The organism is Pseudomonas corrugata, assembly GCF_050920615.1.
Classification (GTDB): domain Bacteria; phylum Pseudomonadota; class Gammaproteobacteria; order Pseudomonadales; family Pseudomonadaceae; genus Aquipseudomonas; species Aquipseudomonas corrugata.
Genome location: NZ_CP130434.1, coordinates 219,723 through 238,747, shown reverse-complemented (window position 1 = coordinate 238,747; position 19,025 = coordinate 219,723). Strand labels below are relative to the sequence as shown.

The window sequence follows — 19,025 nt, the reverse complement described above, 5'->3', positions numbered from 1 at the left end:
TTGGGGTTAAGCCCTGTGGGTAACTGTCGCTGAGCTCAGTTGATAAACCCCCTTGGAAACTGGACATAATCCGCTCTGTGGATAAGCACCCACTTAATCCACAGGCTTACACCGGTTATCCAAGCCCCTCAGTGCCAGATGACCACAGGGTTCAGAATCTCTGTACACATTGAAAATAAAGGCCTGTAGCTGTTTATCCACAGAAAGGGAGGGCAGTAAGAATAAACATAAAAACAAAGGTTTTATAAATTTCTTTCTTTTTTATTTTTTTAACCGCTAGTTCTCCACAGCTGGTTAAATTTTGTGCAAAGGGTTCTTTAGGAAAGGGGAAGTCCCTATACTTGCCGACCTGGTCCAGAAAACGTTCGGGCCAGACTCATAACCTATTTCCGAATTACCTGAATTAAGCAGGCACGAGGTGCGTGGTGGATTTCCCTTCCCGTTTTGAAGTGATCGTCATCGGCGGCGGTCATGCCGGTACCGAGGCAGCACTTGCATCAGCACGCATGGGTGTAAAGACCCTGCTGTTGACGCATAACGTGGAAACCCTCGGTGCCATGAGCTGCAACCCGGCCATCGGTGGCATCGGCAAAAGTCATCTGGTCAAGGAAATCGACGCCCTCGGCGGTGCGATGGCCATGGCTACCGATAAAGGTGGTATCCAGTTTCGCGTATTGAACAGCCGCAAAGGCCCAGCGGTACGGGCCACTCGTGCCCAGGCCGACCGGGTCCTGTACAAGGCGGCTGTCCGCGAAATCCTGGAGAACCAGCCGAACCTGTGGATATTTCAACAAGCGGCCGATGACCTGATCGTCGAACAGGAACAGGTCCGTGGTGTCGTCACCCAGATGGGCCTGCGTTTCTTCGCTGATGCCGTGGTGTTGACCACCGGGACCTTTCTCGGTGGACTTATCCACATAGGAATGCAGAACTATTCCGGCGGTCGCGCGGGTGATCCGCCGTCGATTGCCTTGGCTCAGCGTCTGCGTGAGTTGCCACTGCGCGTTGGCCGCCTGAAAACCGGTACGCCACCACGGATTGACGGGCGGTCTGTGGATTTCTCGGTCATGACCGAACAACCGGGGGATACGCCGATCCCGGTGATGTCCTTCATGGGGTCGAAAGAGCAGCACCCGCAACAGGTGAGTTGCTGGATTACCCACACCAATGCCCGCACCCACGAAATCATTGCCGCCAATCTGGATCGCTCGCCGATGTATTCCGGCGTCATCGAAGGTGTCGGCCCGCGTTACTGCCCGTCGATCGAAGACAAGATCCATCGCTTTGCCGACAAGGAAAGCCACCAGGTCTTCATCGAGCCGGAAGGGCTGACCACGCATGAGCTGTACCCGAACGGAATTTCCACGTCCCTGCCGTTCGATGTGCAATTGCAGATCGTTCAGTCGATACGTGGCATGGAAAACGCCCATATCGTTCGTCCGGGCTACGCCATCGAATACGATTACTTCGATCCGCGTGACCTGAAGTACAGCCTGGAAACGAAAGTCATCGGCGGCCTGTTCTTTGCCGGGCAGATCAACGGCACTACCGGCTACGAAGAAGCAGGAGCCCAGGGTTTGCTGGCCGGGACCAACGCTGCATTGCGCGCCCAAGGCAAAGACAGCTGGTGCCCGCGTCGTGATGAAGCGTACATCGGTGTTCTGGTTGATGATCTGATCACACTGGGCACTCAGGAACCGTATCGGATGTTTACCTCCCGTGCGGAATATCGCCTGATCCTGCGTGAAGACAATGCCGATCTGCGCCTGACCGAGAAAGGCCGCGAGCTGGGACTGGTGGATGACGTGCGTTGGGCCGCGTTCTGCAAGAAGCGCGAAGGGATCGAACTGGAAGAGCAGCGGCTGAAAAGCACCTGGGTTCGTCCCGGTACCGAACAGGGAGATGCCATCGCGACGAAATTCGGCACTCCGCTGACGCATGAATACAACCTGCTCAACCTCTTGAGCCGGCCGGAAATCGATTACGCCGGGCTGGTGGAAGTGACCGGCCAGGGTGCGGAAGATCCACAGGTTGCCGAGCAGGTTGAGATCAAGACCAAGTACGCCGGCTACATCGACCGCCAGCAAGACGAAATTGCCCGTCTTCGCGCCAGCGAGGACACGAAACTGCCTGTGGATATCGATTACACAGTCATTTCCGGCTTGTCGAAGGAAATCCAGAGCAAACTGGGTACGACCCGGCCGGAAACCCTGGGACAGGCGTCGCGTATCCCTGGCGTAACTCCTGCGGCGATTTCCCTGTTGATGATTCATTTGAAAAAACGCGGCGCGGGCCGTCAGTTGGAGCAAAGCGCTTGAGTTCGATGGTCACCTCGCAACACGCCGAAGAATTATCCACAGGTGCCAAGCAGCTCGGGGTCAGCCTGAGCGAAAGCCAGCACGCGCAACTGCTGGGTTATCTGGCGTTGTTGATCAAATGGAACAAGGCCTACAACCTGACTGCCGTACGCGATCCGGACGAAATGGTGTCGAGGCACTTGCTCGACAGCCTCAGCGTGATGTCTTTCATCGAAAACGGTCGCTGGCTCGATGTCGGCAGCGGCGGCGGCATGCCCGGCATCCCGCTGGCGATCCTGTTTCCGGACTCGCAAGTGACTTGCCTGGACAGCAACGGCAAGAAAACTCGCTTTCTGACCCAAGTCAAACTTGAGCTCAAGCTGGATAACCTGCAAGTTATCCACAGCCGGGTCGAAGCGTTCCAACCTGCACAGCCGTTCAACGGGATCATCTCCCGGGCCTTCAGCAGCATGGAGAATTTCAGCAACTGGACTCGCCACCTGGGCGACGTCGAAACACGCTGGCTGGCAATGAAGGGCGTCCATCCGGCCGATGAGCTGGTAGCATTGCCATCGGATTTCCACCTCGATAGCGAACACGCCCTGGCCGTACCCGGTTGCCAAGGCCAACGCCATCTGCTGATACTGCGCCGCACGGCATGATTGGGAACACAAGCAAGAATGGCTAAGGTATTCGCGATAGCGAACCAGAAGGGTGGTGTGGGCAAGACCACCACCTGCATCAACCTCGCAGCATCCCTGGTCGCGACCAAGCGCCGGGTGCTGTTGATCGACCTTGATCCACAGGGCAACGCCACCATGGGTAGCGGTGTGGATAAACATGGCCTGGAAAACTCCATCTACGACGTCCTGATCGGTGAATGCGATCTGGGCCAGGCCATGCATTTCTCCGAACACGGCGGTTATCAACTGCTGCCGGCCAACCGTGACCTGACGGCAGCCGAAGTGGTGCTGCTGGAAATGCAGATGAAGGAAAGCCGTCTGCGCAGCGCACTGGCGCCGATCCGGGAGAACTACGATTACATCCTGATCGACTGTCCGCCGTCGCTGTCGATGCTGACCCTCAACGCCCTGGTGGCCGCCGATGGGGTCATTATCCCCATGCAGTGCGAGTACTTTGCCCTGGAAGGGTTGAGCGACCTTGTGGATAACATCAAACGCATCTCCGAACTGCTGAATCCGGACCTGAAAGTCGAAGGCCTGTTGCGGACCATGTACGACCCGCGCCTGAGCCTGATGAACGACGTATCGGTCCAGCTCAAGGAGCACTTTGGCGAGCAGCTCTATGACACGGTCATTCCGCGTAACATCCGGTTGGCCGAAGCACCGAGTTACGGCATGCCTGCCCTGGCCTACGACAAACAATCCCGTGGTGCACTGGCTTACCTGGCCCTGGCGGGCGAGATGGTTCGCCGTCAGCGCCGCAACCCACGCACCGCTGCTGCCCAGCCAACTTAAGGAAACCCCATGGCCGTCAAGAAACGTGGTCTCGGACGTGGACTGGATGCGCTGCTCAGCGGTCCCACGGTCAGCGCACTGGAAGAACAGGCCGTACAGGCCGACCAGCGTGAGCTGCAACACTTGCCTCTGGACCTGATCCAGCGCGGCAAATACCAGCCACGCCGGGACATGGATCCGCAGGCGCTGGAAGAACTGGCCCAGTCGATCAAGGCCCAGGGCGTGATGCAACCGATTGTGGTTCGTTCGATCGGCAATGGGCGCTTCGAGATCATTGCCGGTGAACGCCGCTGGCGCGCCAGTCAGCAGGCCGGCCAGGAAACCATTCCGGCGATGGTGCGCGACGTATCGGATGAAACCGCCATCGCCATGGCGCTGATCGAGAACATCCAGCGTGAAGACCTCAACCCGATCGAGGAAGCGGTCGCCCTGCAGCGTTTGCAACAGGAATTCCAGCTGACTCAACAACAGGTCGCCGAAGCGGTGGGCAAGTCCCGGGTGACCGTGGCCAACCTGTTGCGCCTGATCGCGTTGCCAGAAGTCATCAAGACCATGCTGTCCCACGGCGACCTGGAGATGGGTCATGCCCGGGCCTTGCTCGGTTTGCCGGAAAATCAACAGGTTGAAGGGGCGCGACATGTTGTCGCACGAGGCCTGACCGTGCGCCAAACCGAGGCACTGGTTCGTCAATGGCTGAGCGGTAAACCAACCCCTGTCGAAGCACCGAAACCGGACCCGGATATCGCCCGCCTGGAACAGCGCCTGGCCGAGCGGCTGGGCTCTACGGTGCAGATTCGCCATGGCAAGAAGGGCAAGGGGCAGTTGGTGATTGGCTACAACTCCCTTGATGAGCTACAGGGCGTCCTTGCGCACATTCGCTGAAACAATTGCTCTTGTAGCGTGCAGTCGGAAATCACTACCCGGCAGTTGAATAGGGGCAGAACCGCCCCTATACTCTGCGCGCATTTTGTCGGCACAAATTATGCCAAGTTATTGATTTCAGGCAGCCGACCATTGGAGAGCAAAAGCGATGGAAACCCGCACGCCAAACCGCCTGCCATTCCATCGTCTGGCTGTTTTCCCGGTGTTGATGACCCAGTTGGTCGTTGTACTGATCGCCTCATTGGCGCTCTGGCAATGGAAAGGAGTCGTCGCCGGATACTCGGGCCTTTGCGGAGGTCTGATAGCCTCGCTCCCCAATATTTACTTCGCTCACAGGGCATTTCGGTTTTCCGGCGCCCGAGCAGCCCAAGCTATCGTCCGGTCTTTTTATGCCGGCGAGGCGGGGAAACTGATTTTGACGGCAGTGCTGTTTGCACTGACGTTCGCAGGTGTGAAGCCGTTGGCACCACTGGCTGTATTCGGTGTCTTCCTGTTGGCCCAAATGGTCAACTGGTTCGCTCCCCTGCTAATGAGAACAAGACTTTCGAGACCTTAGGGCGTTTGAGGCAACCATGGCAGAGACAACCGCTTCGGGCTATATCCAGCACCACTTGCAGAACCTGACCTTCGGTCAGCTACCCAACGGCGGCTGGGGCTTTGCCCACTCCGCAGCAGAAGCCAAGGAAATGGGTTTCTGGGCTTTCCACGTCGATACCCTCGGCTGGTCGGTCGCGCTGGGTCTGATCTTCGTTTTCCTTTTCCGCATGGCAGCCAAGAAGGCGACTTCGGGCCAGCCAGGTGCCTTGCAGAACTTCGTTGAAGTTCTGGTCGAGTTCGTCGACGGCAGCGTGAAGGACAGCTTCCATGGTCGTAGCCCGGTGATCGCGCCGCTGGCACTGACCATTTTCGTCTGGGTGTTCCTGATGAACGCCGTCGACCTGGTACCGGTCGACTGGATTCCTCAATTGGCCATCCTGATCTCCGGTGACCACCACATCCCGTTCCGCGCCGTGTCGACCACCGACCCGAACGCGACCCTGGGCATGGCGTTCTCGGTTTTCGCACTGATCATTTTCTATAGCATCAAGGTCAAGGGCATCGGCGGTTTCATCGGCGAACTGACCCTGCACCCGTTCGGCAGCAAGAACATCCTCGTTCAAGCCCTGTTGATCCCGGTGAACTTCCTGCTGGAATTCGTGACCCTGATCGCCAAGCCTATCTCTCTGGCTCTGCGTCTGTTCGGTAACATGTATGCCGGCGAGCTGGTATTCATCCTGATCGCTGTGATGTTCGGCAGCGGCCTGCTCTGGCTCAGTGGCCTGGGCGTCGTACTGCAGTGGGCGTGGGCTGTATTCCACATCCTGATCATCACCCTGCAGGCGTTCATCTTCATGATGCTGACCATCGTCTACCTGTCGATGGCGCACGAAGAAAACCATTAAGGCCAGTCTCGACTAGTCTGATGTCCTTCCCGGTCAAACGGGAAGGGGCCCGAACAGGCCATGATGAAACGATTTGTTTTACCGCTTTAAATTAAAAAAACCTAAACCATACGACGTAAAAGTCGGGAGGAAAGATGGAAACTGTAGTTGGTCTAACCGCTATCGCTGTTGCACTGTTGATCGGCCTGGGCGCACTGGGTACCGCAATTGGTTTCGGCCTGTTGGGCGGCAAGTTCCTGGAAGGCGCAGCGCGTCAGCCAGAAATGGTTCCAATGCTGCAAGTCAAAATGTTCATCGTTGCCGGTCTGCTCGACGCCGTAACCATGATCGGTGTTGGTATCGCTCTGTTCTTCACCTTTGCGAACCCGTTCGTTGGTCAGATCGCTGGCTAATTACTCGGATGTTTCGAGTAGTTTGGTGTGATGGACAACGTAACTGCGAGGTGTTGGCGTGAACATTAATGCGACCCTGATTGGCCAGTCCGTTGCGTTCCTGATTTTTGTACTGTTCTGCATGAAGTTCGTATGGCCTCCGGTCATTTCGGCACTGCACGAACGTCAAAAGAAGATCGCTGATGGTCTGGACGCTGCCAGCCGAGCAGCTCGCGACCTGGAGTTGGCCCAAGAAAAAGTGGGTCAGCAACTGCGCGAAGCGAAAGCTCAGGCAGCTGAAATCATCGAGCAAGCCAAGAAACGCGGTACCCAGATTGTCGACGAAGCCCGTGAACAGGCCCGTGTCGAAGCTGACCGTGTGAAGGCTCAGGCTCAAGCCGAGATCGAACAGGAACTGAACAGTGTCAAAGACGCGCTGCGTGCCCAAGTGGGTAGCCTGGCCGTTGGCGGTGCTTCGAAGATCCTGGGTGCCACAATCGATCAAAACGCGCACGCAGAGCTGGTTAACCAACTGGCTGCTGAAATCTAAGCGAGGGCGATCATGGCAGAACTGACCACGTTGGCCCGACCTTACGCTAAGGCGGCCTTCGAGCACGCTCAGGCCCACCAGCAACTGGCCAATTGGTCAGCCATGCTCGGCCTGGCAGCAGCGGTGTCGCAAGACGACACCATGCAGCGCGTGCTCAAGGCCCCGCGACTGACGAGCGCAGAAAAGGCCGCAACGTTTATTGACGTGTGCGGCGACAAGTTCGATGCCAAGGCACAGAATTTCATCCATGTCGTTGCTGAAAACGACCGTCTCCCGCTTCTGCCGGAGATCGCCGCCCTGTTTGACCTGTACAAGGCCGAGCAGGAGAAATCGGTAGACGTGGAAGTCACCAGTGCTTTTGCATTGAACCAAGAACAGCAAGACAAACTCGCCAAGGTTCTCAGTGCACGACTCAACCGGGAAGTGCGCCTGCAAGTCGAGGAAGACAAGTCCCTTATAGGGGGCGTTGTAATCCGCGCCGGCGACCTGGTTATCGATGGCTCGATTCGCGGCAAAATCGCGAAACTTGCCGAAGCATTGAAATCTTGAGTTTGAAGGGGCAGCAGAGCAATGCAGCAACTCAATCCTTCCGAAATAAGTGAAATTATCAAGGGCCGCATCGAAAAGCTCGATGTGACCTCCCAAGCCCGTAACGAAGGCACTGTCGTCAGCGTATCTGACGGTATCGTGCGGATTCACGGTCTGGCCGACGTCATGTACGGCGAGATGATCGAGTTTCCGGGCGGCGTCTACGGTATGGCCCTCAACCTGGAGCAAGACTCCGTAGGTGCCGTTGTACTGGGCGCCTACACGACTCTGGCTGAAGGCATGAGCGCCAAGTGCACCGGCCGCATCCTCGAAGTTCCGGTTGGTAAGGAACTGCTGGGTCGCGTAGTCGACGCACTGGGTAACCCTGTTGACGGCAAAGGTCCGCTGAACAACACCGAGACCGACGCGGTCGAGAAAGTTGCTCCAGGCGTGATCTGGCGTAAGTCGGTAGACCAGCCTGTACAGACTGGCTACAAGGCTGTCGATGCCATGATCCCTGTCGGCCGTGGCCAGCGTGAGCTGATCATCGGCGACCGTCAGATCGGTAAGACCGCTCTGGCGATCGACGCGATCATCAACCAGAAAAACAGCGGCATCTTCTGCGTATACGTGGCAATCGGTCAGAAGCAATCGACCATCGCCAACGTGGTTCGCAAGCTGGAAGAGAACGGTGCACTGGCTAACACCATCATCGTTGCTGCCAGTGCTTCCGAATCGGCTGCACTGCAGTTCCTGGCACCGTACTCCGGTTGCACCATGGGCGAATACTTCCGCGACCGCGGTGAAGACGCGCTGATCGTTTATGACGATCTGTCCAAGCAAGCAGTGGCTTACCGCCAGATTTCCCTGCTGCTGCGCCGTCCGCCAGGACGTGAAGCCTACCCGGGCGACGTGTTCTATCTCCACTCCCGTCTGCTGGAGCGCGCATCCCGCGTTTCGGAAGAGTACGTAGAGAAGTTCACCAATGGCGCCGTGACTGGCAAGACCGGTTCCCTGACCGCTCTGCCGATCATCGAAACCCAGGCTGGCGACGTTTCCGCGTTCGTTCCGACCAACGTGATTTCCATCACCGACGGTCAGATCTTCCTGGAATCGGCCATGTTCAACTCGGGCATCCGTCCTGCTGTGAACGCCGGTGTTTCGGTATCCCGTGTAGGTGGTGCCGCTCAGACCAAGATCATCAAGAAGCTGTCCGGTGGTATCCGTACCGCTCTGGCTCAGTACCGTGAATTGGCGGCATTCGCCCAGTTCGCATCTGACCTGGACGAAGCGACCCGTAAGCAACTTGAGCATGGTCAGCGCGTTACCGAGCTGATGAAGCAGAAGCAATACGCACCGATGTCGATCGCTGACATGGCGCTGTCGCTGTATGCCGCTGAGCGTGGGTTCCTGACTGACATTGAAATCGCCAAGATCGGCAGCTTCGAACAAGCGCTGATTGCTTTCTTCAACCGCGATCACGCCGATTTGATGGCCAAGATCAACGTGAAGGGTGACTTCAATGACGAAATCGACGCTGGCCTCAAAGCCGGTATCGAGAAGTTCAAGGCCACCCAAACCTGGTAAGCCGCAGCGGGAGCCGCAAGGCTCCCGCTTGCTAACCTGATAGGTGTTACATGGCAGGCGCAAAAGAGATTCGCAGTAAGATTGCGAGCATCAAAAGCACGCAAAAGATTACCAGCGCCATGGAAAAAGTGGCGGTCAGCAAAATGCGCAAGGCACAAATGCGCATGGCTGCTAGCCGTCCTTATGCGGAGCGCATCCGCCAGGTGATTGGTCATCTGGCCAACGCCAACCCGGAATATCGCCACCCGTTCATGATCGACCGCGCCATCAAGCGCGTCGGTTACGTTGTGGTGAGCAGTGACCGTGGTCTGTGCGGTGGCTTGAACACCAACCTGTTCAAGGCCCTGGTCAAGGACATGGCGGTAAACCGCGAACAAGGCGTCGAGATCGATCTGTGCGTGGTAGGTAGCAAGGGTGCGGCTTTCTTCCGCAACTTCGGCGGTAACGTCGTCGCCGCTATCAGCCACCTGGGTGAAGAGCCGTCGATCAATGACCTGATCGGCAGCGTCAAGGTGATGCTGGATGCTTATCTGGAAGGCCGTATCGACCGCCTGTCCGTGGTATCCAACAAGTTCATCAACACCATGACGCAACAGCCGACCGTGGAGCAGTTGATTCCACTGGTTGCGACCCCGGAACAGGAACTCAAGCACCACTGGGACTACCTCTACGAACCGGATGCCAAGGAGCTGCTTGACGGCTTGATGGTCCGCTACGTGGAGTCGCAGGTGTACCAGGCGGTGGTCGAGAACAACGCAGCTGAACAAGCCGCGCGGATGATCGCGATGAAGAACGCTACCGACAACGCCGGTGATTTGATCAGCGATTTGCAGCTGATCTACAACAAGGCGCGTCAGGCTGCGATCACCCAAGAGATCTCGGAAATCGTCGGCGGCGCTGCCGCGGTTTAACGGTTCAAATATTCAGAGGATCCAGCTATGAGTAGCGGACGTATCGTTCAAATCATCGGCGCCGTTATCGACGTGGAATTCCCACGCGACAACGTACCGAGCATCTACGACGCCTTGAAGGTTCAAGGCGCCGAAACCACTCTCGAAGTTCAGCAGCAGCTGGGCGACGGCGTGGTTCGTACCATTGCGATGGGCTCCACCGAAGGCTTGAAGCGCGGTCTGGACGTCAACAACACTGGCGCAGCCATTTCCGTACCGGTCGGTAAAGCGACCCTGGGCCGGATCATGGACGTACTGGGCAACCCGATCGACGAAGCCGGTCCGATTGACACCGAAGAGCGCTGGGGCATTCACCGTCCTGCGCCAACCTTCGCTGAACAAGCGGGTGGCAACGAGCTGCTGGAAACCGGCATCAAGGTTATCGACCTGGTTTGCCCGTTCGCCAAGGGCGGTAAAGTCGGTCTGTTCGGTGGTGCCGGTGTAGGCAAGACCGTAAACATGATGGAACTGATCCGTAACATCGCCATCGAGCACAGCGGTTATTCCGTGTTCGCCGGTGTGGGTGAGCGTACTCGTGAGGGTAACGACTTCTACCACGAGATGAAGGATTCCAACGTTCTGGACAAAGTGGCACTGGTCTACGGCCAGATGAACGAGCCGCCGGGAAACCGTCTGCGCGTAGCCCTGACCGGCCTGACCATGGCCGAGAAGTTCCGTGACGAAGGTAACGACGTTCTGCTGTTCGTCGACAACATCTACCGTTACACCCTGGCCGGTACCGAAGTATCCGCACTGCTGGGCCGTATGCCTTCGGCAGTAGGTTACCAGCCGACCCTGGCTGAAGAGATGGGCGTGCTGCAAGAGCGCATCACTTCGACCAAGCAAGGCTCGATCACCTCGATCCAGGCGGTATACGTACCAGCGGACGACTTGACCGACCCGTCGCCAGCGACCACCTTCGCCCACTTGGACGCCACCGTCGTTCTGTCCCGTGACATCGCTTCCCTGGGTATCTACCCAGCGGTAGACCCACTGGACTCGACTTCTCGCCAGCTGGACCCGAACGTGATCGGCAACGACCACTACGAAACCGCTCGCGGCGTTCAGTACGTGCTGCAGCGTTACAAAGAACTGAAGGACATCATCGCGATCCTGGGTATGGACGAGCTGTCGGAAGCCGACAAGCAGTTGGTAAACCGTGCTCGTAAGATCCAGCGTTTCTTGTCGCAGCCGTTCTTCGTGGCTGAAGTCTTCACCGGTGCCTCGGGTAAATACGTTTCCCTGAAAGACACCATTGCTGGCTTCAAAGGCATCCTCAACGGTGACTACGACCACCTGCCAGAACAAGCGTTCTACATGGTCGGCGGCATCGAAGAAGCGATCGAGAAAGCCAAGAAACTGTAATCCCGGCGCCCGGAAACGGGCGCTAATTTAGGTTGAGGCAATCAGATGGCTATGACAGTCCATTGCGATATCGTCAGTGCGGAAGGGGAAATTTTCTCCGGTCTGGTCGAGTTTGTGGTTGCGCATGGTGAGCTGGGGGATCTTGGTATCGCCCTGGGGCACGCACCGCTGATCACCAGCTTGAAGCCAGGTCCGATTAGTCTGACCAAGCAGGGCGGGGAAAAAGAGGTGTTCTACATCTCTGGTGGTTTCCTCGAGGTTCAGCCGAACATGGTCAAGGTCCTTGCCGACACCGTGCAACGTGCTGCCGACCTGGACGAAGCCTCCGCTCAGGAAGCCGTCAAGGCTGCCGAGAAGGCCCTGCACGAAAAAGGCGCAGACTTCGACTACGGTTCTGCTGCTGCACGTCTGGCCGAGGCCGCAGCCCAGCTGCGCACCGTCCAGCAGATCCGCAAGAAGTTCGGCGGCTAAGCCGTCTGCTTTCTGTGCGATTGATTAAAAAGGGTAGCCTCGGCTACCCTTTTTTCTTTTCGCGACTCTCATTATCTGGTCGCAGTCATTGACCACCCAGGATTGGTACCAGTCATGTCTCTCGAAATCGTTATCCTCGCGGCCGGCCAAGGCACCCGCATGCGTTCAGCGCTGCCCAAGGTACTGCATCCGATCGCTGGAAACTCCATGCTCGGTCATGTTATCCACAGCGCCCGTCAACTTGATCCACAGCGCATTCACGTGGTGATCGGTCATGGCGCCGATGCCGTGCGGGAACGTCTGGCGGCCGATGACCTGAATTTTGTCCTCCAGGATAAACAACTCGGCACCGGTCACGCGGTGGCCCAGGCTGTACCGTTCATTACCGCTGACACGGTGCTGGTTCTGTACGGTGATGTGCCGCTGATTGAAGTCGACACCTTGCAGCGCCTGCTCAAGCATGTTGGTCCGCAACAACTGGGCCTGTTGACCGTCGAGCTGGATGATCCCACCGGCTACGGTCGCATCGTGCGTAACGCCGACGGTCAGGTCACCGCTATCGTCGAGCAGAAGGACGCCAACGAAGCCCAACGCGCCATTACCGAGGGCAACACCGGAATCCTGGCGCTGCCGGCCGGGCGCCTGGGGGATTGGATGAGTCGCCTGTCGAACAACAATGCCCAAGGCGAATACTACCTGACCGATGTGATTGCCATGGCGGTGGCTGACGGTCTGGTGGTTGCCACCGAGCAGCCACTGGATGCCATGGAAGTGCAGGGCGCCAATGATCGACGGCAACTGGCCGAGCTGGAACGCCACTATCAACTGCGCGCTGCTCGCCGTCTGATGGCCCAGGGCGTGACCCTGCGTGATCCGGCCCGTTTTGATGTTCGAGGTGACGTCCAGGTGGGCCGCGACGTGGTCATCGATATCAATGTCATCCTCGAGGGCAAGGTGGTCATCGAAGACGACGTGGTTATCGGTCCGAACTGTGTGATCAAGGACAGCACCTTGCGCAAAGGCGTGGTGATCAAGGCCAACAGTCACCTTGACGGTGCGGTGATGGGGGAGGGCAGCGATGCCGGTCCGTTTGCCCGTTTGCGTCCAGGATCCGTGCTGGAGGCCCGCGCCCATGTGGGTAACTTTGTCGAGCTGAAGAACGCCCATCTGGGGGAAGGCGCCAAGGCCGGTCACCTGACCTATCTGGGGGACGCTGAAATTGGCGCTCGCACCAACATTGGCGCCGGTACCATCACCTGTAACTACGACGGCGCGAACAAATGGAAGACGGTGCTGGGTGAGGACGTGTTCATCGGCTCCAACAACTCCCTGGTAGCGCCTGTGGATATCTCCAGCGGTGCGACCACGGCGGCCGGTTCGACCATTACCCAAAATGTGGATAACCGCCAGCTGGCTGTGGGTCGTGCGCGCCAGAAGAATATCGACGGGTGGAAGCGTCCGGAAAAAATCAAGAAACCTTAAGTTATCCACAGTTCACCCTGTGGGAGCGAGCCCTGCTCGCGATAGCGTTGTGTCAGTCGATGACTACTTGGCTGATATACCGCTATCGCGAGCAGGGACTTCCACAGGGACTTCCACATTTCTGAATTTTTCTCCCTCTGCCTTGACGATCGCAACGCAATAGGTTTTGATTACTTACGTTATCTTTCGAATCGAAACTTAAACCGCCATGTCCAAGCGCAATACACCCCAACGCCGCCATAACATTCTCGCCTTGCTCCAAGAGCAGGGTGAAGTCAGTGTGGACGAACTGGCCAAGCGCTTCGAAACCTCGGAGGTTACGATTCGCAAGGACCTTGCCGCCCTGGAGACCAATGGCCTGCTGTTACGTCGTTACGGCGGTGCGGTCCCGATGCCGCAAGAGTTGGTGGCTGATAATGCGCAGACCGTCTCCAAGTACAAGCAAGCCATTGCCAGGGCCGCCGTGAAGCGGATTCGCGAACACGCACGAATCATCATCGACAGCGGCAGTACCACCGCCGCCATGATCCCTGAACTCGGCCTGCAGCCGGGGTTGGTGGTCATGACCAACTCGCTGCACGTCGCCAGCGCCCTGAACGAACTGGAACATGAACCGGTGCTGCTGATGACCGGCGGTACCTGGGATCCTCATTCCGAATCCTTCCAGGGCCAGGTGGCCGAACAAGTCCTGCGTTCCTACGATTTCGACCAGCTGTTCATCGGTGCCGACGGCATCGACCTGGTTCGTGGTACCACCACCTTCAACGAGTTGCTGGGGCTGAGCCGTGTCATGGCTGAGGTGGCCCGTGAAGTCATCGTGATGGTGGAGGCCGACAAGATCGGCCGCAAGATCCCCAACCTGGAGCTGCCGTGGAGCAGCGTCCATACCCTCATTACCGATGATCGCTTGCCCGTGGAGGCCCGCGATCAGATTCAGGCGCGTGGCATCCAGGTGATCTGCGCATCTGTCAGCCAGGAGAAATAACATGTGTGGAATTGTCGGCGCCGTTGCTGAACGCAACATCACAGCCATCCTGCTCGAAGGCCTCAAGCGCCTGGAATACCGTGGCTATGACAGCGCGGGTGTGGCGGTGCTCACCAACGACGGTCAACTCGAGCGCATGCGTCGGCCGGGCAAGGTCAGTGAGCTGGAGCAGGCGCTGGAAGCCGAGCCGCTGATCGGCCGCCTGGGCATTGCCCACACCCGTTGGGCCACCCACGGTGCGCCCTGCGAGCGTAATGCCCACCCGCATTTCTCCGGCGACCTGGCAGTGGTGCACAACGGCATCATCGAGAACCACGAAGCCCTGCGCGAAAAGCTCAAGGCCCTGGGTTACGTCTTCACTTCGGAAACCGATACTGAAGTCATCGCCCATCTGCTCGATCATAAGCTCAAGGAACTGATGGACCTGACCGTCGCCCTCAAGGCAACCGTCAAGGAACTCCACGGCGCCTATGGCCTGGCAGTGATCAGTGCCAGACAGCCGGATCGTCTGGTGGCGGCCCGCAGTGGCAGCCCGCTGGTGATAGGCCTGGGCCTGGGGGAAAACTTCCTGGCGTCGGACCAGTTGGCGCTACGTCAGGTCACCGACCGTTTCATGTATCTGGAAGAAGGCGATATTGCTGAAATCCGTCGTGACAGCGTGCAGATCTGGGATCTCGATGGCCAAGCGGTAGAGCGCGAGACCGTGCAGTACCGCGACGGTGCCGAAGCCGCCGACAAGGGCGAGTTCCGCCACTTCATGCTCAAGGAAATCCACGAGCAACCCACTGTAGTGCAAAGGACCCTGGAAGGGCGCATGAGCCAGAACCAGGTATTGGTCCAGGCCTTCGGCCCACAGGCAGCCGAATTGTTCGCCAAAGTTCGCAACGTGCAGATCGTCGCCTGCGGCACCAGCTATCACGCCGGCATGGTCGCCCGTTACTGGTTGGAGGAACTGGCCGGTATCCCGTGCCAGGTGGAAGTCGCCAGTGAGTTCCGTTACCGCAAGGTGGTGGTGCAACCGGACACGCTGTTCGTTACCATCTCCCAGTCCGGTGAAACCGCCGATACCCTGGCGGCCCTGCGCAATGCCAAGGCCTTGGGGTTCCTTGCCAGCCTGGCGATCTGCAACGTCGGCATCAGTTCGCTGGTGCGCGAGTCCGACCTGACCCTGCTGACCCAGGCCGGCCGCGAAATCGGCGTGGCGTCGACCAAGGCCTTCACCACCCAGTTGGTCGGTCTGTTGTTGTTGACCCTGGCGTTGGGTCAGGTGCGCGGGACCTTGGCCGAGGGTGTGGAAGCGAAACTGGTGGAAGAACTGCGTCGCCTGCCGGCCCGTCTGGGTGAAGCCCTGGCGATGGACAGCACCGTGGAAAAAATCGCCGAACTGTTCGCCGAGAAGAACCACACCCTGTTCCTGGGCCGTGGTGCGCAATTCCCGGTAGCGATGGAAGGAGCCCTGAAGCTCAAGGAGATTTCCTACATCCACGCCGAAGCCTACCCGGCCGGTGAACTCAAGCACGGCCCGCTGGCCCTGGTGGACAACGACATGCCGGTGGTCACCGTGGCGCCGAACAACGAGTTATTGGAAAAGCTCAAGTCCAACCTCCAGGAAGTGCGCGCCCGCGGCGGCCAACTGATCGTCTTCGCTGACGAAAAGGCCGGCATGACCAATGGCGAAGGGACTCACGTGGTGCACATGCCGCACATCCACGACAGCCTGGCGCCGATCCTCTACACCATTCCGCTGCAGTTACTGTCGTACTACGTGGCTGTGCTCAAGGGTACGGATGTCGATCAGCCGCGGAACCTGGCGAAGTCTGTGACGGTGGAGTGAGGGGCGTCTGCCGAACGGGTCCTGGATCACCTTCAGATCTTGAAGGTGTTGACCATCTGCTGCAGGCGGATCGACTGTTTTTCCAGCTCATTGCACGCCTGCAAAGTGGATTGCAGATTGCCGACAGTCTTCTGGTTCAGGTCATTGATGTGGCTGATGTCCCGATCCAGATTGTCCACCACCGAGGTTTGTTCTTCGGTGGCGGTGGCCATGGATAGGTTGATTTCGTCGATCTCGCCAATGCCCTGCAGCACCTGATTCAGCCGTTCACCGGCAAGCCTGGCGGTGCTGACGTTGGTGTCGCTGTGGCGCTGGCTTTCCAGCATGGCGTTGACGGCATTGCCGGCACCGGCTTGCAACTCCTCGATCATATTGTGAATTTCCTGCGCCGATTGTTGAGTTCGGTGGGCGAGGGTGCGCACTTCGTCCGAGACCACCGCAAAGCCACGTCCGGCGTCCCCGGCACGGGCGGCCTCGATGGCGGCGTTGAGGGCCAGCAGGTTGGTCTGGTCGGAAATGCCCTTGATCACGTCGAGGATGCGGCCGATTTTCAAGGTTTTTTCATTCAGGCTTTCGATGTCCTGGCGGGTATTGATCACTTGTGATGAGAGCTGCGTCATGGCGCTGATGCTGCGCTCCACCACCTGCTGGCCTTCTTGGGTCTGGTTCTTGGTATCCGAGGCGCGACTTGAAGCATGTGCGGCGCTACGGGCGATCTCCTGGGCGGCGGCGCCCAGCTCGTTGATGGCTGTGGCGATGTTGTGGGTCAACGCCGCTTGGGTGTCGGAGCTTTTCAGCGACGAGTGCGATGCCTGGCTGACCTGCGCGGCCAATTGAGTAAGTTGGCTACTGGACGTCAGCACTTCGCGTATCGAGTGCTGGATGCGTTCGACGAAGCGGTTGAATCCGCCGGCCATTACGCCGAATTCGTCCTGGGACAGGCTCTGCAGGCGTTGGGTCAGATCGCCCTCGCCATCGGCAATGGATTGCATGGCCAAGCCCATACTGCGTAGAGGCCGCATCAGAACATTGATCAGTAGACCGAGCAAGGCAATGGTAATCAGCACCGCAATCAGCGTTGCGATCAGGGCCGAGGTGCGGAACTCATGGAGCGCGGCATAGGCTTTGTCCTTGTCCACAGACAGGCCGATGGACCAGTGCAACGAGGGCAGACCGTGGATCGGCGTAAATGTGACAATGCGGGTGCTGCCGTTTTCCTGTACTTCATTCAGATTGTCGTTGATACCCGGAGCGCCTTCAGGGAACGCTTGGGCCAGAGTCTTGGTGACCAAGGCGCTGTCCGGATGCACCAGGATCTTGCCGTCGTCACTGACCAGAAAGGCATAGCCGATGCCGTTGAGATCGACAGAGTTGACGATGCTGGCAAGCTTTTCCAGGCTCAGGCTCGCCCCGAATACTCCGGCTGCCTTGCCGTTGATCTTGATCGGCACGGCCTCGGTCATGATCAGATAATCGATGCCTGCTCCAATGTAGGGTTCGGTCAGCACAGGATTGAGGGAGGCGGCCGCGTCCTTGTACCACTGGCGCTGGCGAACATCGTAGCCATCGGGCATCACCCGCTCGGGATAAATAAAGAAACGACTGTCCTGGAGCCCGACATAGCTGGCGATAAAGGTCTTGGTGATGATGTCTTGAGAGAGCATTCTGCTGACGGTAGCCGGTGTGGGGTCGGCGGCGATGGTTTCGGCAGCGCCCCCGAGCAGCAGGAGCCGTCCGGCCAGCCAATTGTCGAGGTTGGCGCCGAGCAACTTGCCCGTGGTTTGCAAGCTGCTGTGCAGCGCGTCGCGGGTACTTGCTTGTTGTCGACGGTCATTGAGCAGTGAGAACGACAGGAATACCGCCACCGAGATGACGCAGGCACCGAGAAGGATCTTGTGGCCGAATTTCATACTGATGCCCATGAGCACGCTCGTCAGGTCTTGTTTTTGTGAGTCCCCGCCAGGGTTGGGCGAAGATTTGACGAGTGGACAGGTTTTGTCGAACTAGAAAAGATGATGGGCAATCGTAGGAATTTTTATGGCATCAAGTGACGCGGATGCGCGCTTGCCGAGCGCCCGGATTCCGGGCTGAGCATCACTCCAGAAAACACCGGTCAAAAAGGTAGACGCTGCCCGGTTTGAGGTTTTCCACGGTGCGTTGCGGGCGGCCGCCGTCGCCGCTTTTCTTGCGGCCGGTTTCCTGCAGGTAGCCTGCTTCGGTCATCTTCAGCAGACGCTGGCGCATGCTGGTCTTGAGCACCGGACGGTCGAGTACCAGGGAAAAAATGCCCACGGCTTCCGGCGCGCTGAATTCTGAACCAAGGAACATCAGCGGCAGGCTGCTGTAGAGCGCTTTGGAAAACAGCCGTTCCTGCACGGCAGCCACCAGGCTGTTGTGGTCGAAAGGGAGTTTTATCGTGGCGTCAGCGATGTCCTTTAGCGCAAAGAATCCCTGGTGTTCGGCGAGCGGGGGCGTATCGCTGACAATGGCCAGATAGAACGTCGATGATGACCAGCAGCGTGGATCGCGGAACGCGTCGCCGACGGTGCCGACCTGTTCGATCCAGGCCAGCGGCATGCCCACTTTGTTCGAATTGCGCAGGCGCTCCACGGCGTCGTTCAGCGTGAGATCTTCGACCCCTCCATTCACCACGATCCCTGGCAGCGCCCAATGGCCGGCGAACGGCTCGGCTTCCCGGCGGTTCAGGAGGATTTCAAGGGCCTGGGCTTCCCGGTTGAAGCGCAGCACACACAGGTCGATGGTGTGCAGATAATCGCGCGCAGCGGCTGTGCGGTTCGGCATG

The 19,025-nt window shown here is 58.3% G+C and carries 18 protein-coding genes and 1 pseudogene; 16 read left to right on the top strand and 3 right to left on the bottom strand.

Features of this window, described 5'->3' with window-relative positions; all coding sequences use genetic code 11:
• Nucleotides 1-425 precede the first annotated feature (425 nt).
• The 16 genes from mnmG (at nucleotide 426) to glmS (ending at nucleotide 16,222) form a co-directional block, all read left to right on the top strand.
• Nucleotides 426-2,318, top strand: coding sequence for a tRNA uridine-5-carboxymethylaminomethyl(34) synthesis enzyme MnmG (gene mnmG / locus QZH45_RS01025; RefSeq protein WP_024777781.1), 1,893 nt, complete (start codon nucleotides 426-428; stop codon nucleotides 2,316-2,318).
• A 5-nt stretch (nucleotides 2,319-2,323) separates the two neighbouring features.
• Complete coding sequence (gene rsmG / locus QZH45_RS01020) at nucleotides 2,324-2,959, top strand: 16S rRNA (guanine(527)-N(7))-methyltransferase RsmG (protein ID WP_173668675.1); 636 nt, start codon at nucleotides 2,324-2,326, stop codon at nucleotides 2,957-2,959.
• A gap of 18 nt (nucleotides 2,960-2,977) precedes the next feature.
• Nucleotides 2,978-3,775, top strand: a complete 798-nt coding sequence (locus tag QZH45_RS01015) for a ParA family protein (RefSeq protein WP_024777783.1) — start codon at nucleotides 2,978-2,980, stop codon at nucleotides 3,773-3,775.
• 9 nt (nucleotides 3,776-3,784) lie between these two features.
• Complete coding sequence (locus tag QZH45_RS01010) at nucleotides 3,785-4,657, top strand: ParB/RepB/Spo0J family partition protein (RefSeq protein WP_024777784.1); 873 nt, start codon at nucleotides 3,785-3,787, stop codon at nucleotides 4,655-4,657.
• A gap of 148 nt (nucleotides 4,658-4,805) precedes the next feature.
• Nucleotides 4,806-5,213: a F0F1 ATP synthase subunit I gene (locus tag QZH45_RS01005; protein WP_024777785.1), complete on the top strand. Its 408-nt coding sequence runs from the start codon at nucleotides 4,806-4,808 to the stop codon at nucleotides 5,211-5,213.
• A gap of 16 nt (nucleotides 5,214-5,229) precedes the next feature.
• Nucleotides 5,230-6,099 (top strand): F0F1 ATP synthase subunit A, encoded by an 870-nt coding sequence (gene atpB / locus QZH45_RS01000; RefSeq protein WP_024777786.1) that lies wholly within the window; start codon nucleotides 5,230-5,232, stop codon nucleotides 6,097-6,099.
• A 134-nt stretch (nucleotides 6,100-6,233) separates the two neighbouring features.
• Entirely contained in the window at nucleotides 6,234-6,491 is a 258-nt protein-coding gene (gene atpE / locus QZH45_RS00995; protein WP_003097235.1) for a F0F1 ATP synthase subunit C, read from the top strand.
• Between the two features lie 58 nt (nucleotides 6,492-6,549).
• Nucleotides 6,550-7,020 carry a F0F1 ATP synthase subunit B gene (locus QZH45_RS00990; RefSeq protein WP_024777787.1) on the top strand — a complete coding sequence of 157 codons (471 nt, stop codon included), beginning with the start codon at nucleotides 6,550-6,552 and terminating at the stop codon, nucleotides 7,018-7,020.
• Between the two features lie 12 nt (nucleotides 7,021-7,032).
• Nucleotides 7,033-7,569 (top strand): F0F1 ATP synthase subunit delta, encoded by a 537-nt coding sequence (locus QZH45_RS00985; protein WP_003187192.1) that lies wholly within the window; start codon nucleotides 7,033-7,035, stop codon nucleotides 7,567-7,569.
• A gap of 21 nt (nucleotides 7,570-7,590) precedes the next feature.
• Entirely contained in the window at nucleotides 7,591-9,135 is a 1,545-nt protein-coding gene (atpA, locus tag QZH45_RS00980) for a F0F1 ATP synthase subunit alpha (RefSeq protein WP_024777788.1), read from the top strand.
• A gap of 50 nt (nucleotides 9,136-9,185) precedes the next feature.
• Complete coding sequence (gene atpG / locus QZH45_RS00975) at nucleotides 9,186-10,046, top strand: F0F1 ATP synthase subunit gamma (protein WP_003187188.1); 861 nt, start codon at nucleotides 9,186-9,188, stop codon at nucleotides 10,044-10,046.
• Between the two features lie 27 nt (nucleotides 10,047-10,073).
• Nucleotides 10,074-11,450: a F0F1 ATP synthase subunit beta gene (atpD, locus tag QZH45_RS00970; protein WP_024777789.1), complete on the top strand. Its 1,377-nt coding sequence runs from the start codon at nucleotides 10,074-10,076 to the stop codon at nucleotides 11,448-11,450.
• A gap of 45 nt (nucleotides 11,451-11,495) precedes the next feature.
• Nucleotides 11,496-11,921, top strand: a complete 426-nt coding sequence (locus tag QZH45_RS00965) for a F0F1 ATP synthase subunit epsilon (protein ID WP_024777790.1) — start codon at nucleotides 11,496-11,498, stop codon at nucleotides 11,919-11,921.
• Between the two features lie 114 nt (nucleotides 11,922-12,035).
• Complete coding sequence (gene glmU, locus QZH45_RS00960; RefSeq protein ID WP_024777791.1) at nucleotides 12,036-13,403, top strand: bifunctional UDP-N-acetylglucosamine diphosphorylase/glucosamine-1-phosphate N-acetyltransferase GlmU; 1,368 nt, start codon at nucleotides 12,036-12,038, stop codon at nucleotides 13,401-13,403.
• Between the two features lie 208 nt (nucleotides 13,404-13,611).
• Entirely contained in the window at nucleotides 13,612-14,388 is a 777-nt protein-coding gene (locus QZH45_RS00955) for a DeoR/GlpR family DNA-binding transcription regulator (RefSeq protein ID WP_024777792.1), read from the top strand.
• A gap of 1 nt (nucleotide 14,389) precedes the next feature.
• On the top strand, nucleotides 14,390-16,222 hold the full coding sequence (gene glmS, locus QZH45_RS00950) for a glutamine--fructose-6-phosphate transaminase (isomerizing) (protein ID WP_069018367.1): 1,833 nt from the start codon (nucleotides 14,390-14,392) through the stop codon (nucleotides 16,220-16,222).
• A gap of 32 nt (nucleotides 16,223-16,254) precedes the next feature.
• On the opposite strand, the gene QZH45_RS00945 is transcribed toward glmS, so the two are convergent.
• From QZH45_RS00945 to QZH45_RS00935, 3 genes and pseudogenes are all read right to left on the bottom strand, one after another.
• Nucleotides 16,255-17,139 carry a methyl-accepting chemotaxis protein gene (locus QZH45_RS00945; protein WP_392396981.1) on the bottom strand — a complete coding sequence of 295 codons (885 nt, stop codon included), beginning with the start codon at nucleotides 17,137-17,139 and terminating at the stop codon, nucleotides 16,255-16,257.
• Nucleotides 17,113-18,132, bottom strand: a pseudogene (locus QZH45_RS00940) (cache domain-containing protein); the annotation flags it as partial. The gene QZH45_RS00945 and the pseudogene QZH45_RS00940, both read right to left, overlap by 27 nt.
• 184 nt (nucleotides 18,133-18,316) lie before the next feature.
• The gene (locus QZH45_RS00935; RefSeq protein ID WP_024777795.1) at nucleotides 18,317-19,024 is read right to left on the bottom strand and encodes an NUDIX hydrolase; all 708 of its coding nucleotides are present in this window, start codon (nucleotides 19,022-19,024) and stop codon (nucleotides 18,317-18,319) included.
• Nucleotide 19,025: the final 1 nt, after the last annotated feature.

Excerpts from the sequence above, each read along its gene's own strand:
- rsmG (WP_173668675.1), top strand. The coding sequence starts at position 2,324 with ATGGTCACCTCGCAACACGCCGAAGAATTATCCACAGGTGCCAAGCAG.
- atpB (WP_024777786.1), top strand. The coding sequence starts at position 5,230 with ATGGCAGAGACAACCGCTTCGGGCTATATCCAGCACCACTTGCAGAAC.
- QZH45_RS00955 (WP_024777792.1), top strand. The coding sequence starts at position 13,612 with ATGTCCAAGCGCAATACACCCCAACGCCGCCATAACATTCTCGCCTTG.
- QZH45_RS00935 (WP_024777795.1), bottom strand. The coding sequence starts at position 19,024 with ATGCCGAACCGCACAGCCGCTGCGCGCGATTATCTGCACACCATCGAC.
- atpA (WP_024777788.1), top strand. The coding sequence starts at position 7,591 with ATGCAGCAACTCAATCCTTCCGAAATAAGTGAAATTATCAAGGGCCGC.
- QZH45_RS00945 (WP_392396981.1), bottom strand. The coding sequence starts at position 17,139 with ATGGCCGGCGGATTCAACCGCTTCGTCGAACGCATCCAGCACTCGATA.
- atpG (WP_003187188.1), top strand. The coding sequence starts at position 9,186 with ATGGCAGGCGCAAAAGAGATTCGCAGTAAGATTGCGAGCATCAAAAGC.
- glmS (WP_069018367.1), top strand. The coding sequence starts at position 14,390 with ATGTGTGGAATTGTCGGCGCCGTTGCTGAACGCAACATCACAGCCATC.
- atpD (WP_024777789.1), top strand. The coding sequence starts at position 10,074 with ATGAGTAGCGGACGTATCGTTCAAATCATCGGCGCCGTTATCGACGTG.
- glmU (WP_024777791.1), top strand. The coding sequence starts at position 12,036 with ATGTCTCTCGAAATCGTTATCCTCGCGGCCGGCCAAGGCACCCGCATG.
- QZH45_RS01005 (WP_024777785.1), top strand. The coding sequence starts at position 4,806 with ATGGAAACCCGCACGCCAAACCGCCTGCCATTCCATCGTCTGGCTGTT.
- QZH45_RS00985 (WP_003187192.1), top strand. The coding sequence starts at position 7,033 with ATGGCAGAACTGACCACGTTGGCCCGACCTTACGCTAAGGCGGCCTTC.
- QZH45_RS01015 (WP_024777783.1), top strand. The coding sequence starts at position 2,978 with ATGGCTAAGGTATTCGCGATAGCGAACCAGAAGGGTGGTGTGGGCAAG.
- QZH45_RS01010 (WP_024777784.1), top strand. The coding sequence starts at position 3,785 with ATGGCCGTCAAGAAACGTGGTCTCGGACGTGGACTGGATGCGCTGCTC.
- atpE (WP_003097235.1), top strand. The coding sequence starts at position 6,234 with ATGGAAACTGTAGTTGGTCTAACCGCTATCGCTGTTGCACTGTTGATC.
- QZH45_RS00965 (WP_024777790.1), top strand. The coding sequence starts at position 11,496 with ATGGCTATGACAGTCCATTGCGATATCGTCAGTGCGGAAGGGGAAATT.